Consider the following 16,383-nt stretch of genomic DNA (forward strand, 5'->3'; position numbering starts at 1 on the left):
AGGCGCGGGCAGTGGCTCCGGTCTCGCTCAGTTCTTCTCGATCGAGACGTTGTCGAAGGACTCGTTCAGGCCGATGGCGGTGGTCACGAGGTTCTTGACGTGCTTGCGGTACAGCGTGGGGAACTCCACCTCGAACAGGTTGGCGTTGGCCACGTCGGTCACCAGGATCTTCTGCAGCTCGCTGTACAGCTTCTGGCGCTCCGCGATGTCCATGGTCGAGCCGGCCTTGGCCCACAATTCGTCAGCCTTCGGATTGCTGTAGCCCTGCACGTTGGCGAACGGCGTGCCCTTGACAATATTGCGCGTCACGTAGAGCCGCTCCACGCCCAGCGCGGGGTCGCCGTACTGGTAGGTGTAGGTGGTGGTCAGGTCGAACTCCCAGTTGCTGACGCGCGCCGACCAGGTGCCGGCATCGGCCGACTCGATGCTGACCTTGAAGCCGAGCTGCTCGAGCATCTGCTTGACGTACTCGTCCAGGCGGTCCCAGTTGGCGCCATACGAGGTCGACAGGATCTTGACCGGGTACTTGCCCACGTCCACGCCCGATGCCTTGACCAGCTCGCGCGCCTTCTTCAGGTTGAAGTCGTACTCGGGCATGTTCTTGTCGAAGAACAGCGTGGTCGACGAGAACGGGCTGACCGCCGGCTTGCCCATGCCGAAGAAGATGTTGTTGACGATCATCTTGCGGTTGAGCACGTGCATCACCGCCTGGCGCACCTTCACGTTGTCGAACGGCGGCTTGCGCTCGTTGAGCAGCATGCTGGCCATCGGCGAGAACATTTCCCAGCCCTTGGTGGTGTACTCCACGTTGGGCAGTGCGCGCAGGCGCTTGACGTCGACGTTGTCGATATCGCCGCCGCGCAGCACCTGCACGTCGCCCTTCTCGAAGGCCACGGCGCGCGAGGCGGAATCCGGGATCACGTAGAACACCAGCTCATCCAGGTAAGGCTTGCCCGGCTTCCAGTAGTTGGGGTTCTTCGCCAGCTTGATATAGGCGCCTTTCTTCCACTCCTTGAACATGAAGGGGCCGGTGCCGACCGGCTTCTGGTTGGCCGGGTTGTTGCGGTAGTCGGTGCCGTCGTAGATGTGCCTGGGCATCATCGGCATGGTGCCGGTCTCGAACATCGAGATAAACGGCGGGAACGGCTCCTTGAGCTTGATCTCGACGGTGCTGTCGTTCACCGCGCGGATCGAGGCCATGTACTTGTTGATGACCGCGCGCGTGCGCACGTGCACGTCGCGCAGCATCTTGTCGATCGAGAACACCACGTCGGCCGAGGTGAAGGGCTTGCCGTCATGCCACTTCACGCCCTTCTGCAGCTCGAAGGTGTAGGTCAGGCCGTCCGGCGAGATGGTCCACGACTTCGCCAGTTCCGGCTGCGGCTTCAGGTCGGGGCTGTAGGTCAGCAGGCCCTGGTAGATCTTGCCGGCGACGTACTGGGTCGGCGCCTGCGAGTTCATCGCGCTCACCAGGATCGGCGGCTCGGGCTGGACGATACCGGACAGCGTGCCGCCCTTGGTCTGGGCGATGGCATGGCCCGCAGGCAATGCCAGCGGCAGCAGCGAGAGGCCGGCGGCGGCAAAGGCCATCGACAGCACGCTCTTGGTCAGTCGCATCGTGAATCGGTTCATCGGGCAGTTCCTCAGTTTGGCTCGTTTTTGGTGATGGCTTCGGGATGGCAGCGCCGGTTGTGCTTGCGCGCGGCTTCTTCAGGCCGCGTCGCCGGCCGGTTCCACGCCGCACCAGTCCACCAGGAACTGGGCCAGCGTCGTGGTCACTCGCACCATGCTTTCCAGCGACACCGATTCGTCGATGCCGTGGATATTGCGGGCCTCGGGCCCGTAGCAGGTCACCGGCGTTTCCAGGCCGATGCGGAAATGCCGGGCATCGGTGGTCGCCGTGGTCGCCTCGCGGCGGATCGGCGTGCCGTTGACCTTGCGGTGCGCTTCGCCCAGCGCCTGCATGCTGGGCACGTCGAGATCGAATTCGCAGCCGGGGGCGTGGAAGCCTTCATAGCGGATGCGCAGCTCGAGATTGCTGGCCAGGCGTTCCACCGTGGCGCGGATGCGCGCTGCCACCGTGGCCTTGGCCTCGTCGATATTCATATTCGGGAAGAAGCCGATGCGCACGCCCAGCGTGCAGGTGCACGGCACCGAAGAGTTCCACTCGCCGCCCTGGATCTGGCCGAGATTGAAGTTGATCGGGTGGGCGTGGTCGCGATATGCGGCCGGCCGGTGTTCCGGGCGGTTCCATTCCGCCTCCAGCTGGCGCAGGTCTTCCATCACCGCGATGCCGGCCTCGACCGGGTTCACGCCACTGGTCATATAGGCCGCGTGCGCCGGCTTGCCGGTCAGCTCGATGAACATCCAGAACACGCCGACCTGCGCGCTCATCAGGCTTTCGCCCAGCGGCTCGGGAATGATCACGGTGTCGAAGGACGCCAGCTTGCCGGCACCGACCGCGCTGCGCAGCGCCGCTACCGTGGCCAGCGCGCCGTTGCCGGTGTTCTCTTCTTCCAGCACGGCATTGAAGCCGACCGCGCCGGCCGGCTGCAGGCCCAGCCTGGCAAGCGCCTTGAACGCGGCCAGCGCGCACACGATGCCGCCCTTCATGTCGCCGGCGCCGCGGCCGTAGAGCCAGCCGTCCTTCACCACCGGCGCGAACGGCGACTGGCTCCACATCGATTCCGGACCGGTCGGCACCACGTCGAGATGGCCGTTGAACAGCACCGAGCGCCCACCCCTGCGGCTGGGCCGGTGCGTCGCCAGCAGGTTGTAGCGGCCGCCATCCGGGCAGCAAGCGGGCGAATACATCGGCAGGTGGCGGATGTCCTCGGTGCGCAGCGCGATGCGCTCGGAAGCCAGGCCCAGTTCGGCCAGCGCGCCTTCGATGAAGTCCGCCGCGGGCTGCTCTTCGCCAGACGGGCTTTTGGCCGCCACGAAGCCGGACAGCGTCTCGACCATATAGGGCAGGAGTTCGCGCACGGCCTGCGAGAGTTCAGCGGTGGTGGGTACCGCGGCCGGTACGGAGGCCGGACTGACCGTGAGGGAATCGGGACCTGACATGAAAACTCTCCTGGCGATGGGGACGCATGAAGGGGACGCAATGCCAACGCATCGGGCGCCACTGACAAAAACTTCGCGATGACGCCGACCACGGATGGAAAATTAAACGATCGTTGGTACCATAGGTAGGTCCATATTCACGATATTTGCTGGAGCCACTTTGAAGGAAACGATTCTGTCCGAGTTGTTGCTGCAGCGGCTGGAACGTCCGGCGGGGACGCAGGCGGAGCGCAACGGGACGCATATGAACCGCCAGCTGTATGAGCTGATTCGGCAGGAAATCCTTGCTGGCTCTATCTCCGCGGGCAGCAAGCTGCCCGCGTCGCGGCTGCTGGCGACGGAGATAGGTGTTTCCCGCAATACCGTTTTGTACGCGTATGAGCAGTTGCTGGCGGAAGGCTATGTCACCGCATCGACCGGACGTGGCACCTTTGTCTCGCAGACTTTTCCCGACCATAGTGCATTGCACAAGGCCGGTGCCGGGATTGGCACCACGACTGTGCCTGCAGTGCAGCAAAACTCGAACCGCTTCGATCTGTCGCGGCGCGGGATGCATCTCGTGTCCAATGCCGGTGCGTCGGACCGGCAATGGGGCGCCTTCATGGCGGGAGTGCCCGATGTTTCGCTGTTTCCGCATGCGACCTGGGCCCGGCTGCTGAACAAGCACTGGCGCAATCCGCGTCCGGAATTGCTGACTTACGCCCACCACGGCGGCTATATGCCGCTGCGGCGCGTGCTGGCCGAGCACCTGCGGCTGGCGCGCGCGGTGCGCTGCGAGCCCGAGCAGATCATCCTGACCACCGGCATCCACCAGGCCATCGACCTGATCGCGCGCCTGCTGGCGGATCCGGGCGACAAGGCGTGGATGGAGGACCCGGGCTACTGGGGCACGCGCAGCCTGCTGACCAACGCGGGCGTCGACGTGATTCCCGTGCCGGTGGATGACGAGGGCATCGCGCCCGACGCCGCCACGCTGCAGGATCCGCCGCGCTTTATCTTTGCGACGCCCTCGCACCAGTACCCGCTCGGCACCGTGATGAGCCTGACCCGGCGGCGCATGCTGCTGGAATACGCGCGGCAGCGCGGCGCGTGGATCGTCGAAGACGACTATGACAGCGAGTTCCGCTTCGAGGGGCGGCCGCTGGCTTCGCTGCAGGGCCTGGACGAGCACGACCGGGTGATCTACATGGGCACCTTCTCCAAGACACTCTTTCCCGGGCTGCGCATGGGCTTCATGGTGCTGCCCAAGCCGCTGGCGCCGCACTTCGCCACCGGCCTGTCGGAACTGTTCCGCGAGGGGCAGCTGATGCAGCAGGCGGTGCTCGCCGACTTTATCGAGGAAGGCCATTACGCCACGCACCTGCGCCGCATGCGCCAGCGCTATGCGCAGCGCCAGGGCCTGCTGCGCGAGGCCATCGCCAAGCGCTTCGGCCAGGACTGGCCTACTTCCACGCACGAGGCCGGGCTGCACCTGGTGATGCACCTGCCGCCGGGCGCCGACGATCTCGGCATCAGCATGGCGGCGCGCACGCAGGGCCTGTCGGCACGTCCGCTGTCGCGCTACTACAGCGACGAGCAGCGGGCACGGCAGGGGCTGCTGCTGGGCTACGCCTGCGTGCCGGAGGGTGACATCGGCCCCGCCTTCCACAAGCTTGCCGAAGTCATCGAGCCTGCCCTGGAGCACCTGGCCCGCACGCGCCAGCCGCCGCGCGAGTTCAGCGCGCGCATCAACAACGAAGCATGGAGCGGTGCATAAGATAAGCACGTGAAGCCGGGGCGCGAGGCGTGGTGCCACCGTGCCGGCGCCGATTGGCTCTTATCATCGTGCGCGGCCTTGCCCTAGCATTCTCCGCTGCCCCTGAGCCCTCTTCCCCGCTCTCGCAACTCTACCGACTCCCTTAACCGGAAAGACCCCGATGGCACCCGTGCAAGACCCCTCCGCCCTGCTGGCCGAACTGGCCGGCGTCCTCGATCCCGCCGGCCTCCAAATTGGCGATGCCATCGAAACCCGCTTCCGCAAGGACTGGTACGCGCCGCTGGACCCGCAGCCGCCGCTCGCGGTGGCGCGGCCGCGCAGCACGGCCGAGGTGTCGGCGGTGCTGGCCATCTGCAACCGCCACCGGCAGCCGGTGGTGCCGCAAGGTGGGCTGACCGGCCTGGCGGGCGCCGCCACGCCTGCCGGCGGCGAACTGGTGCTGTCGCTCGAGCGCATGCGCGGCGTGGAAGAGATCGATGCGCAGGCCGGCACCATGACCGTGCTGGCCGGCACCACGCTGCAGGCCGCGCAGGATGCCGCGCGCGCGGCGGACTGGCTCTTTCCGGTGGACCTGGGCGCGCGCGGCAGCTGCCAGATCGGCGGCAATATCGCCACCAATGCGGGCGGCAACCGCGTGATCCGCTACGGCATGATGCGCGAGCAGGTGCTCGGGCTGGAGGCGGTGCTGGCCGACGGCACCGTGGTCAGCTCGCTCAACAAGATGCAGAAGAACAACGCCGGCTACGACCTGCGCCAGCTATTTGTCGGCAGCGAAGGCACGCTTGGCGTGATTACGCGCGCCGTGCTGCGCCTGGCACCACTACCGAACTGCACGCAGACCGCCGTGTGCGCGCTGCGCAGCTACGAAGACGTGGTGGCGCTGCTGCGCCATGCGCAACGCCGCCTGTCCGGCCGCGTCTCGGCATTCGAGGCGATGTGGGCCGATTTCTATGAACTGGTGACGACACGCGTGCCCGGCGTGCGCGCGCCGCTGCCGGCAGGCTCGCCGTTCTATGTGCTCGTGGACCTGCAGGGCAACGATGCCGAACAGGATGGCGCGGCCTTCGAATCCATGCTGGAAACGGCGATGGAAGCCGGCCTGATCAGCGACGCCGCGGTGGCCTCCAGCGAGAAGGAGGCCGAGAGCTTCTGGAAGCTGCGCGACGCGGTCGCCGAGTTCCCGGTGATGTGGGCGCCCAATGCCGCCTACGACGTGAGCCTGCCGATCGGCCAGATCGGCCGCTTCGCCGAGAGCCTGCGCGGGGCTGTGCTGGCGCGCTGGCCGCACGCCGAACTGGTCAACTTCGGCCATGTGGGCGACAGCAACCTGCATGTCAGCGTTTATCTTCCCGGCGCGACGGCCGAGGACTTTCCCGAGCATGAGATCAGCGAGGTGCTCTACCCCACGGTGCGCGAGTTCGACGGCAGCATTTCCGCCGAGCATGGCATCGGCACGCACAAGAAGCCATTCCTCGGGCATTCGCGCACACCTGAGGCGCTCGGGTTGATGCGGCTGCTCAAGCGGTCGCTGGATCCGAACCTGATCCTGTGCCCGGGGCGGGTGATTGACGTGGGCTGACACCGAATCAGGCTTGCCACGCACCAGCGTTTCCTGCCGCCATGGCTAAGAGTTCCGGGGAGCTGGGCAGGCGAGACGCGTGGCGCCTTTTCGCTGAGCGAGGCGCCGACGCGAAGGTGAGAGGTTGTCCGACAGACAGATCACCCACGCTCGCCTAGAACACATTTAGGCATCAGGAGATGCCACCATTCATAGCCAGCGTTGTCCGGTGGTCTGCCAGTTGGCGACGATGGTCTCAGAGGACGAAAGCAACGAAGGCAAATTGGGGCCGCGACAGACCGCTCATATATTCATGGGGGCTAAATTGCCAACTTTCGTCCCGCCCAAGACGGCTCGGAGAAGGACAGCCCTTCTCACTTCGAGGCGTCACCGTAAGATGGCCGCCTCAGCGCACGCCTATGTCCGTGGCAGCACCGCACGCTTCTATGAATGGGTGAATGAAACCGCTGCCTCCAACCTGCCCGAGGGCCCTTCTGTCTGGATTTGCGGAGATTGCCACACCGGAAATCTCGGCCCAGTGGCCGCTGCTGACGGCAAAGTGGAGATCCAGATCCGCGATCTCGACCAGACTGTCATTGGCAATCCCATCCATGACGTGCTGAGACTGGCTTTGTCTCTCGCCACGGCGGCGCGCGGCTCCGATCTGCCGGGCATCACCATACTGCAGATGATGGAGGCGCTGGCCGAGGGCTATGAGAGTGCCTTCGGCCCTGGTGCGCAGCGCCAGGACATTAGCGAAATGCCCCCTTCGCTCAAGGTTACGGTAAGAAAAGCCTTGCACCGGACATCGCAGCAACTTGCCCGGGAGCGAATCCGGGATACCACTCCGGCAATACCGCTAGGCAGGCGATTCTGGCCCCTTGGCAGTGCGGAGCGCAAGGCACTGAAGGCGTTGTTTGAGCAAAGCAAGCTGGCCGCGCTGGCCACGTGCCTGAAAAGTCGTCTCAATGGATGCGACGTGTCTGTCCTGGACGCCGCCTACTGGGTGAAAGGCTGCAGTTCCCTTGGACGGCTGCGATATGCCGTATTGCTGGACGTCGACGGTGAGATGCTTGATGGGGACGATCTGTGCCTTATAGATATAAAGGAAGGCGTTTCAGCCGCCGCGCCTCGGGTCAGAAATGCAGAGATGCCTCGCGACAACGCTGAACGTGTTGTTGCCGGCGCCGTTCATCTTTCGCCATTCCTTGGTACACGCATGTGCCCGGCACGGCTCCTGGAACGTTCGGTCGTTGTACGGGAGCTATTGCCTCAGGACCTGAAGCTCGACATGGAGCAGCTCGCACGCCGGGAGGCCATGGAAATCTCGCGTTATCTGGGCGCGGTCGTTGGAAAGGCCCACGCACGCCAGCTAGGGGCAGACGACAGGCGTGCGTGGCGAAAAGCGATGCATTCCGCCCGGTCGCGATCCACGAATATTCCGAACTGGCTGTGGAAGAGTGTGATTGAGCTGCTGGCAATTCATCAGATCGCCTATCTGGAACATTGCCGCCGGCATGCGAAAAGTTGTCTGCGGTCTTGGCCTTGAGTTCCGCTACTGTTGCTGCGGATCGCTATTTCGGCTGGGTCGCTGCGATCCCGGCCAGGATCGAAGATTGAGGACGAGGGGAAAAATGAACGCTTGGCTGTTGGCCGTGAGTCTGATTTGCCTCGCTGCATGTGACCACCGGCCCGCTGATCCAGCGCGATCCAGCGCAACAGGCTCCGCAGCATCAGCGGCGGCAGCGTCAGCCGAGGCACGTTCCCCTGCTGTGCTTGACTGGAATAAGTTCAAAGCCAAGGCTGGATTTGAAAAGGCCACTCCCGAAGAGCAAGTTCTTATCTGGGAAACTTACCGAGACCAGTTCTTGCCAGCCATTGCGGCCGACCAAGGCGTGGCCGTCGCTGAAATGAAACGCCGGTTCGACACTCACGTGCCCCGCCCGACGCAGGCCGAAGCCGGCGGTGAAAGTTTCTCAGGTTCCCGCTGCGCGCAGGACTGCTCTGGGCATGAAGCCGGCTACTACTGGGCGGCGGACAACGATATCTCAGATCCCAACGACTGCACCGGCGACTCCCAAACCTTTGTTGAGGGCTGCCAGGAGTATGTGGAGGAGCGCCGGGAGTCCAGCAGCAAGTCCGGGAATTGAATGCGCGTCTGCCAGCATCTGCTGGCGCGGCTGGAACCCCTGCCGTCATTGGCATCGGCACGAACTAACCATGCACAAGCACGCTTCCTTTCGCCGGCGACGAGGTCTGCAATGCCACAGTCCGTCCCGCCAGACATGCCCCGGCACTATATTTAAGGACAGCAGCCAGGTCAGACCGCCAGCTTCCTCTCCGCCGCCCTTTCCCGCCTGACCACCCCCAGCGAGAACATCGACATCCCTGCCACCAGCGCCGGCACCCCGACCAGCACGAACAGCGCCGGCATCCCCAGCCCCATAGACAACATCGTCGCGCCGCCCACGGAACCCACCACGGAGCCAATGCGCCCGACCCCGTTGGCCCAGCTCACACCGGTCGCGCGACAATCCGTCGGATAGAAACTGGCCGACAGCGCATTGGCACCCACCTGCGACCCGGAGATGCAGAACCCCGCCAGGAACACCGCAATGCCCGCGGCAACCGGCTCGGACGCAAAGCTGCCCACCGCCGCGATGCACACCGCTGCCAGCGAATAGCTGGAAGCGAGCACATAGTGCGGATTGATCCGGTCCATCAGCCAGCCCAGCGCGATCGCGCCCACGGTGCCGCCGACCTGGAACATGGTAGTGACCAGTGCCGCGGTGCGCAGCGAATGCCCGGTGCCGCGCAGCAGCGTCGGCAGCCAGCTCGACAGCAGGTAGATCACCAGCAGGCTCATGAAGAACGTCAGCCAGAACAGCAGCGTGCCGCGCAGCAGCTCGGGGCGGAACAGGTGCCGCACCGGCGAGGTGGTGGCGCGCTGCTCGCTGATTGCGAAGGTGGCGCTGCGCAGGTCTTCAAGCGGGGCGATCTTCTGCAGCGTGGCGACGATGCGCTCGCGCGACTTGCCGGTCATCACCAGGTAGCGCACCGATTCCGGCAGCATCCAGACCAGCGCCACCGCCAGCAGCAGCGGCAGCACGCCGCCGGCGACCAGCACCGAGCGCCAGCCGAAGGCGTCGATCAGCCCGGCCGAGGCCAGGCCGCCGAAGGCGGAGCCCAGCGTGAAGCCGCAGAACATGGTGGTGACCAGGAAGGAGCGGCGTTTGTCCGGGCAGAACTCGGAGGTCAGCGTGATCGCGTTGGGCATGGCGCCACCGAGGCCAAGCCCGGTCAGGAAACGCAGCAGCACCAGCGTCCACAGGTCTTGCGACCACGCCGAAGCCAGGCTGGCCGCGCCGAAGAACAGCACCGACAGCACCAGCACGCCCTTGCGGCCGAACCGATCGGCGAGCGGACCGAACAGGAAAGCGCCGGCCATCAGGCCGCCCAGCCCGGCGCCGAACAGCGGCGCGAGCTGTGCCGGCGTCAGCTGCCATTCCGCGCGGATGGCGGGCGCGATAAAGCCGATCGCGGCGGTATCGAAGCCGTCGACGGCAACGATCAGGAAGCACAGTACGACGATGGTCACCTGGAACGCCGACAGCGGCTGGCGGTCGATGAACGCGGTGACGTTGAGCGGTTGGCTGGCAGGCATGGTGTCTCCTCCTTGTTGCCAGATTCAGGGCGAGAGAGGGCCGGCGGCTTCGTCGGCGGCCAGCTCGCTATCAGGGTTTTCAGCGCGGAAAGAAGGCCGCGTTCAGTGCTTTACAGCCAGGGTGTGGGGCTCAGGCATTTGTCGGCGCGCCAGCCGTGCAGCCATTGCAGCGCGTCGTAGAACTGCGCCTGCGTACGGCCCGTCCACAGGCTGTTGCGCACCAGGCGGTCGACGCCCTTGGCGTGGTAGACGCGGCCCATGTCGCGCGCGGCATAGAGCACGCGCGCGGTGCGCGGGATGCGGGCCTGCTCGTATAACTTGAAGGCCCCGGCGTAATCGCCATCCGCGGCTTTCACCGCGGCGCCCAGCGTCACGGCATCTTCCAGCGCCTGGCAGGCGCCCTGCGCCACGTACTGCGTCATCGGATGCGCGGCATCGCCAAGGATGGTGGCGCGGCCGAAGCTCCAGCGCTCGACCGGGTCGCGGTCGGCGGTGGCCCAGCGCTTCCATGAAGTCGGGCGGTCCAGCATCTGGTGCGGCAGCGGGTGGATGCCCTCGAAGTACGACAGCACTTCTTCCTTGCTGCCGTCGCGCACGCCCCAGCTTTCCTGTTCGCGGCTGTGGAAGGTCACCACCAGGTTGTATTGCTGGCCGCCGCGCAGCGGGTAGTGCACCAGGTGGCAGTGCGGGCCGGCCCACACCACCGGGGCGTTGACCTGCAGGTCCTGCGGCATGTTGGCCACGTCGACCACCGCGCGGTAGACCACGTGCCCGGTCACGCGCGCCTCGTCGCCGATCAGTGCCTGGCGGATCGCGGACTTGACGCCGTCGCAGCCGATCACCGCGTCGCCGCGGTGGTGCTCGCCATGCTGGTCGATCACGGTGACGCCGTGATCGTCCTGCAGCAGTTGCTCGACCCGCGTGCTGGTGCGGAAGGTGATCAGCGGGTGGTCCTGCACCGCTTCCAGGATCGACAGGTGGATGTCGGCGCGATGGATCACCGCATACGGGTTGCCGAAGCGCTCGCGGTACGCCTGTCCGACATCGACCTGCGCGATGACGCTGGTGTCGATGGCGTCGCGCAGGCTGAGGTAGTCGGTAAAGACCGCGCGGCCGCGCGCGGCCTCGCCCACGCCGAGCGCATCGAGCGCGGCGAAGGCGTTGGCGGCCAGCTGGATGCCGGCGCCGATCTCGCCGATCTGCTCGGCCTGCTCCAGCAGTTCGATGCGGATGCCCTGGCGTGCCAGCGCCAGCGCCGCGGCCAGGCCGCCGATGCCGCCGCCGATGATGAGGACCTTGCCGGTCGCGTTATTGGTCGCGTTGAGGGTGTTGCTCATGTCTGTCTCCTGGCCTGCGCCGCTGGCGTCAGGCGGTGCTTAGGCGGTGTAATCGGGCTGGCGCGCGGGCGCGGCCTGGGCAAAGGCGGGATGGACGCTGGCATGGGCGTAGACGGCCATCGCGCGCTCGTAGCGGCCGAGGTCGCAGCCCATGCGCAGCGCGTTGGCCACCTGCGGCACCAGCGAGACGTCGGCCAGTGTGGGCGCATCGCCGAAACACCAGCTGCCGTGGCCGTGGCGTGCCAGCAGCCGCTCGACGCCGGCCATGCCTTCGTCGATCCAGTGGCGGTACCAGGCGTCCTTCTGCCCGGGCGTGACCTTCAGCGTGTCCTGCAGGTAGCGCAGCACGCGCAGGTTGTTGACCGGGTGGATATCGCAGCCGATCAGCATCGACAGCTCCAGCACGCGTGCGCGTTGCCCAGGATCCTGAGGCAGCAGGCGCGGCTCGGGATGGCGCGCGTCCAGGTAGTCGATGATCGCGAACGACTGGCCCAGCGTGAATTCGCCATCGACCAACGCGGGCACGGAAGCGGACGGGTTGATACCATCGACATACTCCGCCTCACAGTGCTGGCCGGCGCGGATATTGACGCCGAGGTAGTCGTACGGCAGGCCCTTGAGGGCCAGCGCGATGCGTACGCGATAGGACGTCGAGCTGTTGAAGAAACTGTAGAGCTGCATGATCGGATTGCCTGTGTGCTGTGCGTGGCGTGAAGTCAGACCACGCGCACGGTCAATTCGCCCAGCCCGTCGACGCCGGTGACCATGGTGTCGCCGGCCTTGACCGCGCCCACGCCTTCGGGCGTGCCGGTGAAGATGACGTCGCCCGGTTCCAGGCGGAAGAATTGCGACAGGTAGGCCACGGTCTCGGCCACCGACCAGATCAGGTGGGCGACGGTGCTGCGCTGTTTGGTCTCGCCGTTGACCGTCAGCCACAGGCCGGCCTGCTGCGGGTGGCCGATGTCGCTGGCGCGGTGGATCGGGCCGACCGGCGCCGAGGCGTCGAAGGCCTTGCCGATTTCCCACGGGCGGCCCATCTCGCGCATCTTCATCTGCAGGTCGCGGCGGGTCATGTCGAGGCCGACGGCGTAGCCCCACACGTGATCGAGCGCCTGCTCGACGGGGATATCCGAGCCGCCCTTGCCGATCACGGCCACCAGCTCGGCCTCGTAGTGATAGTTCTGCGTCTGCGCGGGGTACGGCAGGTCGAGCGTGGTGCCGGCCTGCACCGGGACGATGGCGTCGGCCGGCTTGCAGAAGAAGAACGGCGGCTCGCGGTCGGGATCGAAGCCCATTTCGCGGGCGTGGGCGGCATAGTTGCGGCCCACGCAGTAGACGCGGCGCACGGCGAACTGGTCATCGCTGCCGGCAACGGGGATGGCAACGGTGGCGGGGGGCGTGAAGACGTAGGACATGTTCAAGGCTTCCAGGGATCTGTCGGGTGAGCGCCGGCACGGCGGTGCCGGCCGGCACCGCGCGCGGCGGCATTGGTCAGGGTAGTCGGGGTGGTCGGGTTCAGGTGCGCGATTCGCGCAGCAGGTTCAGCGCGGACAGCACCGGCCGGTCGGAATAGCTGAACAGCACTGCGTCTTCCAGCGCGCCGAGCTGCACCGGCGCCCACGACGGCGCCACGAACACGTCGCGCGGCTCGAACTGGAACTGCGCATCGCCGATGCGCACCGTGCCGCGCCCTTCCACCACGCTGTACACGGTGGCGTCGGTGCTGCGGTAGGTCTTGCCCTGGAAGCCCGCGGGCAGGTATTGCATGAAGGTGGCGATGGTCGGCATCGGCCAGCCGCCGGTGGCCGGGTTGACATAGCGCAGCTTGACGCCGTCCCAGGGATCGAGTTCGCCGTTGCGGTAGAGCTGGTCCAGCGCTTCGCGCGAACGGGCATACGGGTAGCTGAAGACAGGCGAAGTGGGATCGGTCACGCGGTGCCGCACCGGCACCATGTTGTGGCCGAAGCGGGCAAAGCTGTCGCCTTCGGCGCGGGTCACGGGCTGCTGCGACTCGGGGTAGTTCTCGGCAAAGCCGGCGTCGAACTGCTGCACCAGCGGAATGTCCAGGCCATCGAGCCACACTACCGGCTCGCCGCCGTCTTCCACGCTGGGGTTGCCATGGTCATGCCAGGTCCACGACGGCGTGATGATGAAATCGCCGGGATGCATGGTGGTGCGCTCGCCGTTGACGGCGGTCCAGGCGCCCTTGCCTTCGACGATAAAGCGAAGCGCCGACTGCGTATGGCGGTGGCTGGGGGCAATCTCGCCCGGCAGGATCAGCTGCAGGCCGGCGTAGAGCGTGGAGGTGATGCCGGACTTGCCGGGGATGCCAGGGTTCTCCAGCACCAGCACGCGGCGCACCGCTTCCTCGGCGCTGATGACGCCGCCGGCCTGCATTACCAGCGGGCGGATCTGCGCGTACTTCCAGATGGCGGGGACGATCTGCGGGCGCGGCTGCGGCGGCACCAGGGCGTGCAGCGACTCCCACAGCGGGGTCATGTGGCTGCGGCCGATTTCTTCGTAGTAGGCCACGCGGGCCGGGTCTGGGGTGTGCTCGGACATGCTGTCTCCGTAACTTCGTACAGGGCGTTTTGGGAGCGCTTTAGGTGGGTGCCTGTATCACTGCGCACCGTCTGTGTGTTGTCGTTATACGCCGCGCCCTATAAGATTTGAAATGAAGTTTTCATCTTATCGATACGATTTACCGTATAGGTCACACCCATGGATTGGACCCAGAGACTGCGCCTGCGCAACCTGCAGATGCTGCTGAGCCTGGCCGAGACCGGCAATATGAGCCAGTCCGCGGCCATGCTGAACACCACCCAGCCCGGGCTTTCCAAGTGGCTGAAAGACCTGGAGGACGATATCGGCCTGCCGCTGTTCGAGCGCCAGGCGCGCGGGCTGCGGCCCACGCCATATGGCGAGTCGCTGATCGAGCACGCGCGCCGGATCGAGGCTCAGCTCGACACCGCCCGCGACGACCTGCAGGCCATGCGCGACGGCGGCAGCGGGCTGGTGGTGGTGGGCACGTCCGGGGCCTCGGCGGCAGACACGGTGCCGCTGGCCGCGCTGCAATTGCTGCAGCAGATGCCGCGCGCCAGCGTGCGGCTGCTGGAAACCACCATGGACCGGCTGATGGGGCAGCTCGCGCGCAGCGAGCTGGACATCGTCGTGGGCCGTTCGGCGCCGGAGTTGCAGGATGCGCAGATGCGGACCGAATCGCTCTACATGGAGCCCATCCACTTCGTCGCCCGGCCACGGCACCCCCTGCTGCAGGGCGGCAAGGTGGCGTGGGAAGACCTGTACCGCCACCGCTGGGTGGTCTGGCCGCGCGGCACGCCGATCCGCAATGCGCTGGAAGGCGCGCTCGCCAGCGCCGGGCGCGCGCTGCCGGCGGACTGCGTCGAGAGCAATTCCACCGTGCTGAACCTGACCCTGTTCAACAACAGCGACATGGTCGGGCTGGCTTCGCACCGCACCGCGCGCCGGCTGGAAGAACTGGGCGCGCTGCGCATCGTGCCGCTACGGCTGGCGGGGTTCGGCTCGGTGTCGATGTACTGGCGCGCGGATGGCGAGTCGCGCGCGGCGGTGGCGGCGATGCTGGACTGCCTGCGGCGGGCGGCGGGGGCACAGCAGGTGCCGGCGGAGGCGCCGCTGGCGTAGGGGCGATAACCCATGGATAACCCATAGGAATGTCGCCCGTGCCCGCGGCGCTCAAGGTTGGGCGGCCGCGGCCGTCATTGGGTGTTGGCGGTCATCCCGCCGTCTCTCCCCACCTTCGCCAAGGAAACCCTCTTCATGGAAATCTCCAACGTTACCGCCGGCCTGGCTGGCGATCCGGGCGCCAATCCGGTCAGCCTGCTGATGCTGCGCAAGTCGCTGGACATGCAGGCACAAGGCGTGACTGCACTGCTGCAGGCCATGCCCCAGCCGGTCGCGGCCAGCAACCCGCCGCATCTGGGCCAGACGATCGACATCAAGGTCTGATTCCGCGCGGCGCAAGCCGGCACGGCGCGGGCGCCGCCGGCACCGCGGGCCGGGCACTCGGGCGCCCGCCGACGCATAATGTCGGCACCTGCTCTCTCGGTGCCCGCCATGCAGCTTCTCGACGCCCGCGTCCGCGACCTGCTCCGTCATCCGGGGCGCTTCATGTGGCGCACGCTGGTCCAGTTTCGTGCGAACCAGGGCCTGTTGCTGGCCGGGGCGGTGGCCTACTACGCGTTGCTGTCGATCGTGCCGTTGCTGATCCTGATGGTGATCGCGCTGTCGCATGTGATCGACCCGCAGCTGTTGCTGTCGACGCTGGCACGCTACCTCGAGTGGGTCGTGCCCGGACAGTCCCGCGCGCTGGTGCCCGAACTGGCGTCGTTCCTGCGCACCCGCGCCACGGTCGGCTGGGTCTTGCTCGGCACGATGCTGTTCTTCAGTTCGCTGGCGTTCACCGTGCTGGAAAACGCCATGTCGGTGATCTTCGTCCATCGCGTCGCGATCCGGCGCCGGCATTTCCTGATCTCGGCGGTGCTGCCTTACTGCTATATCGCGGTGCTGAGCCTGGGGCTGCTGCTGGTGACGGTCGTCTCGGGCGGGCTGATCGCCATCGGCGAACGGCATGTGGAAGTACTGGGCCATGAATGGTCGCTCGACCGGCTTTCCACCACGCTCCTTTACCTGCTCGGTTTCCTGGGCGAGATCCTGATGCTGACGTCGATCTACATGGTGATGCCGGTCGGCCGGCTGTCCCTGCGGCATGCGCTGTGCGGCGCGGTGCTTGCCGCGGTGCTGTGGGAGATCTCGCGCCATGCGCTGGTGTGGTACTTCACCACGCTGTCGCAGGTGGGGCGGGTCTACGGCTCGCTGACCACGGCGATCGTGGTGCTGCTGAGCCTGGAGATCGCGGCGACGCTGCTGTTGCTCGGCGCGCAGGTGATCGCGGAATTCGAGCGCAGCGGCTGGGAGCGGCCGCCTGCTTCGGATGCTCCCACCGGCGAGTTCCATACCTGAC

Annotated in this window: 14 protein-coding genes; 7 read left to right on the forward strand and 7 right to left on the reverse strand. The window is 66.3% G+C overall.

Translation table 11 applies throughout. The features are described 5' to 3' along the window. Nucleotides 1-27: 27 nt before the first annotated feature. The gene (locus ACAD63_RS29225; protein WP_434034169.1) at nt 28-1,632 is read right to left on the reverse strand and encodes an ABC transporter substrate-binding protein; all 1,605 of its coding nucleotides are present in this window, start codon (nt 1,630-1,632) and stop codon (nt 28-30) included. 78 nt (nt 1,633-1,710) lie between these two features. Continuing rightward, the gene (locus ACAD63_RS29230) at nt 1,711-3,066 is read right to left on the reverse strand and encodes an ArgE/DapE family deacylase (RefSeq protein WP_133095221.1); all 1,356 of its coding nucleotides are present in this window, start codon (nt 3,064-3,066) and stop codon (nt 1,711-1,713) included. 160 nt (nt 3,067-3,226) lie between these two features. Between ACAD63_RS29230 and ACAD63_RS29235 the strand changes: the two genes are divergently transcribed. The 4 genes from ACAD63_RS29235 (at nt 3,227) to ACAD63_RS29250 (ending at nt 8,530) form a co-directional block, all read left to right on the forward strand. Continuing rightward, nucleotides 3,227-4,822: a PLP-dependent aminotransferase family protein gene (locus ACAD63_RS29235; RefSeq protein WP_434034170.1), complete on the forward strand. Its 1,596-nt coding sequence runs from the start codon at nt 3,227-3,229 to the stop codon at nt 4,820-4,822. A gap of 160 nt (nt 4,823-4,982) precedes the next feature. Continuing rightward, on the forward strand, nt 4,983-6,401 hold the full coding sequence (locus tag ACAD63_RS29240; protein ID WP_133095222.1) for an FAD-binding oxidoreductase: 1,419 nt from the start codon (nt 4,983-4,985) through the stop codon (nt 6,399-6,401). A gap of 292 nt (nt 6,402-6,693) precedes the next feature. Continuing rightward, nucleotides 6,694-7,929 carry a DUF2252 family protein gene (locus tag ACAD63_RS29245; RefSeq protein ID WP_434034671.1) on the forward strand — a complete coding sequence of 412 codons (1,236 nt, stop codon included), beginning with the start codon at nt 6,694-6,696 and terminating at the stop codon, nt 7,927-7,929. A gap of 223 nt (nt 7,930-8,152) precedes the next feature. Then, complete coding sequence (locus ACAD63_RS29250) at nt 8,153-8,530, forward strand: hypothetical protein (RefSeq protein WP_205751607.1); 378 nt, start codon at nt 8,153-8,155, stop codon at nt 8,528-8,530. Nucleotides 8,531-8,700: 170 nt separating this feature from the next. Here ACAD63_RS29250 and ACAD63_RS29255 read toward each other — a convergent pair whose 3' ends face one another. The 5 genes from ACAD63_RS29255 to gtdA all read right to left on the reverse strand — a co-directional run bounded on the left by ACAD63_RS29255 (nt 8,701) and on the right by gtdA (nt 13,943). After that, on the reverse strand, nt 8,701-10,044 hold the full coding sequence (locus tag ACAD63_RS29255; protein WP_195431552.1) for an MFS transporter: 1,344 nt from the start codon (nt 10,042-10,044) through the stop codon (nt 8,701-8,703). Nucleotides 10,045-10,154: 110 nt separating this feature from the next. Further along, nucleotides 10,155-11,381 (reverse strand): 3-hydroxybenzoate 6-monooxygenase, encoded by a 1,227-nt coding sequence (locus ACAD63_RS29260; protein WP_434034171.1) that lies wholly within the window; start codon nt 11,379-11,381, stop codon nt 10,155-10,157. Nucleotides 11,382-11,420: 39 nt separating this feature from the next. Next, nucleotides 11,421-12,062, reverse strand: coding sequence for a maleylacetoacetate isomerase (gene maiA / locus ACAD63_RS29265; RefSeq protein WP_135703781.1), 642 nt, complete (start codon nt 12,060-12,062; stop codon nt 11,421-11,423). A 35-nt stretch (nt 12,063-12,097) separates the two neighbouring features. Next, nucleotides 12,098-12,796 (reverse strand): fumarylacetoacetate hydrolase family protein, encoded by a 699-nt coding sequence (locus ACAD63_RS29270; protein ID WP_133095226.1) that lies wholly within the window; start codon nt 12,794-12,796, stop codon nt 12,098-12,100. Between the two features lie 100 nt (nt 12,797-12,896). Then, the gene (gtdA, locus tag ACAD63_RS29275) at nt 12,897-13,943 is read right to left on the reverse strand and encodes a gentisate 1,2-dioxygenase (RefSeq protein ID WP_135703780.1); all 1,047 of its coding nucleotides are present in this window, start codon (nt 13,941-13,943) and stop codon (nt 12,897-12,899) included. A gap of 159 nt (nt 13,944-14,102) precedes the next feature. Between gtdA and ACAD63_RS29280 the strand changes: the two genes are divergently transcribed. The 3 genes from ACAD63_RS29280 (at nt 14,103) to ACAD63_RS29290 (ending at nt 16,382) form a co-directional block, all read left to right on the forward strand. Then, nucleotides 14,103-15,044 (forward strand): LysR family transcriptional regulator, encoded by a 942-nt coding sequence (locus ACAD63_RS29280; protein WP_133095228.1) that lies wholly within the window; start codon nt 14,103-14,105, stop codon nt 15,042-15,044. A 135-nt stretch (nt 15,045-15,179) separates the two neighbouring features. Continuing rightward, nucleotides 15,180-15,368 (forward strand): YjfB family protein, encoded by a 189-nt coding sequence (locus tag ACAD63_RS29285; RefSeq protein WP_133095229.1) that lies wholly within the window; start codon nt 15,180-15,182, stop codon nt 15,366-15,368. A 108-nt stretch (nt 15,369-15,476) separates the two neighbouring features. Then, entirely contained in the window at nt 15,477-16,382 is a 906-nt protein-coding gene (locus tag ACAD63_RS29290; protein WP_135703779.1) for a YihY/virulence factor BrkB family protein, read from the forward strand. Nucleotide 16,383 lies beyond the last annotated feature (1 nt).

It is taken from the genome of Cupriavidus sp. a3 (assembly GCF_051015765.1).
GTDB lineage: Bacteria > Pseudomonadota > Gammaproteobacteria > Burkholderiales > Burkholderiaceae > Cupriavidus > Cupriavidus oxalaticus_A.

What these genes read in the sequence shown, in the direction of transcription:
- ACAD63_RS29230 (WP_133095221.1), bottom strand. Translation starts at nt 3,066, where the DNA reads ATGTCAGGTCCCGATTCCCTCACGGTCAGTCCGGCCTCCGTACCGGCC.
- ACAD63_RS29285 (WP_133095229.1), top strand. Translation starts at nt 15,180, where the DNA reads ATGGAAATCTCCAACGTTACCGCCGGCCTGGCTGGCGATCCGGGCGCC.
- ACAD63_RS29260 (WP_434034171.1), bottom strand. Translation starts at nt 11,381, where the DNA reads ATGAGCAACACCCTCAACGCGACCAATAACGCGACCGGCAAGGTCCTC.
- ACAD63_RS29280 (WP_133095228.1), top strand. Translation starts at nt 14,103, where the DNA reads ATGGATTGGACCCAGAGACTGCGCCTGCGCAACCTGCAGATGCTGCTG.
- gtdA (WP_135703780.1), bottom strand. Translation starts at nt 13,943, where the DNA reads ATGTCCGAGCACACCCCAGACCCGGCCCGCGTGGCCTACTACGAAGAA.
- ACAD63_RS29225 (WP_434034169.1), bottom strand. Translation starts at nt 1,632, where the DNA reads ATGAACCGATTCACGATGCGACTGACCAAGAGCGTGCTGTCGATGGCC.
- ACAD63_RS29240 (WP_133095222.1), top strand. Translation starts at nt 4,983, where the DNA reads ATGGCACCCGTGCAAGACCCCTCCGCCCTGCTGGCCGAACTGGCCGGC.
- ACAD63_RS29255 (WP_195431552.1), bottom strand. Translation starts at nt 10,044, where the DNA reads ATGCCTGCCAGCCAACCGCTCAACGTCACCGCGTTCATCGACCGCCAG.
- maiA (WP_135703781.1), bottom strand. Translation starts at nt 12,062, where the DNA reads ATGCAGCTCTACAGTTTCTTCAACAGCTCGACGTCCTATCGCGTACGC.
- ACAD63_RS29290 (WP_135703779.1), top strand. Translation starts at nt 15,477, where the DNA reads ATGCAGCTTCTCGACGCCCGCGTCCGCGACCTGCTCCGTCATCCGGGG.
- ACAD63_RS29270 (WP_133095226.1), bottom strand. Translation starts at nt 12,796, where the DNA reads ATGTCCTACGTCTTCACGCCCCCCGCCACCGTTGCCATCCCCGTTGCC.
- ACAD63_RS29245 (WP_434034671.1), top strand. Translation starts at nt 6,694, where the DNA reads ATGGGGGCTAAATTGCCAACTTTCGTCCCGCCCAAGACGGCTCGGAGA.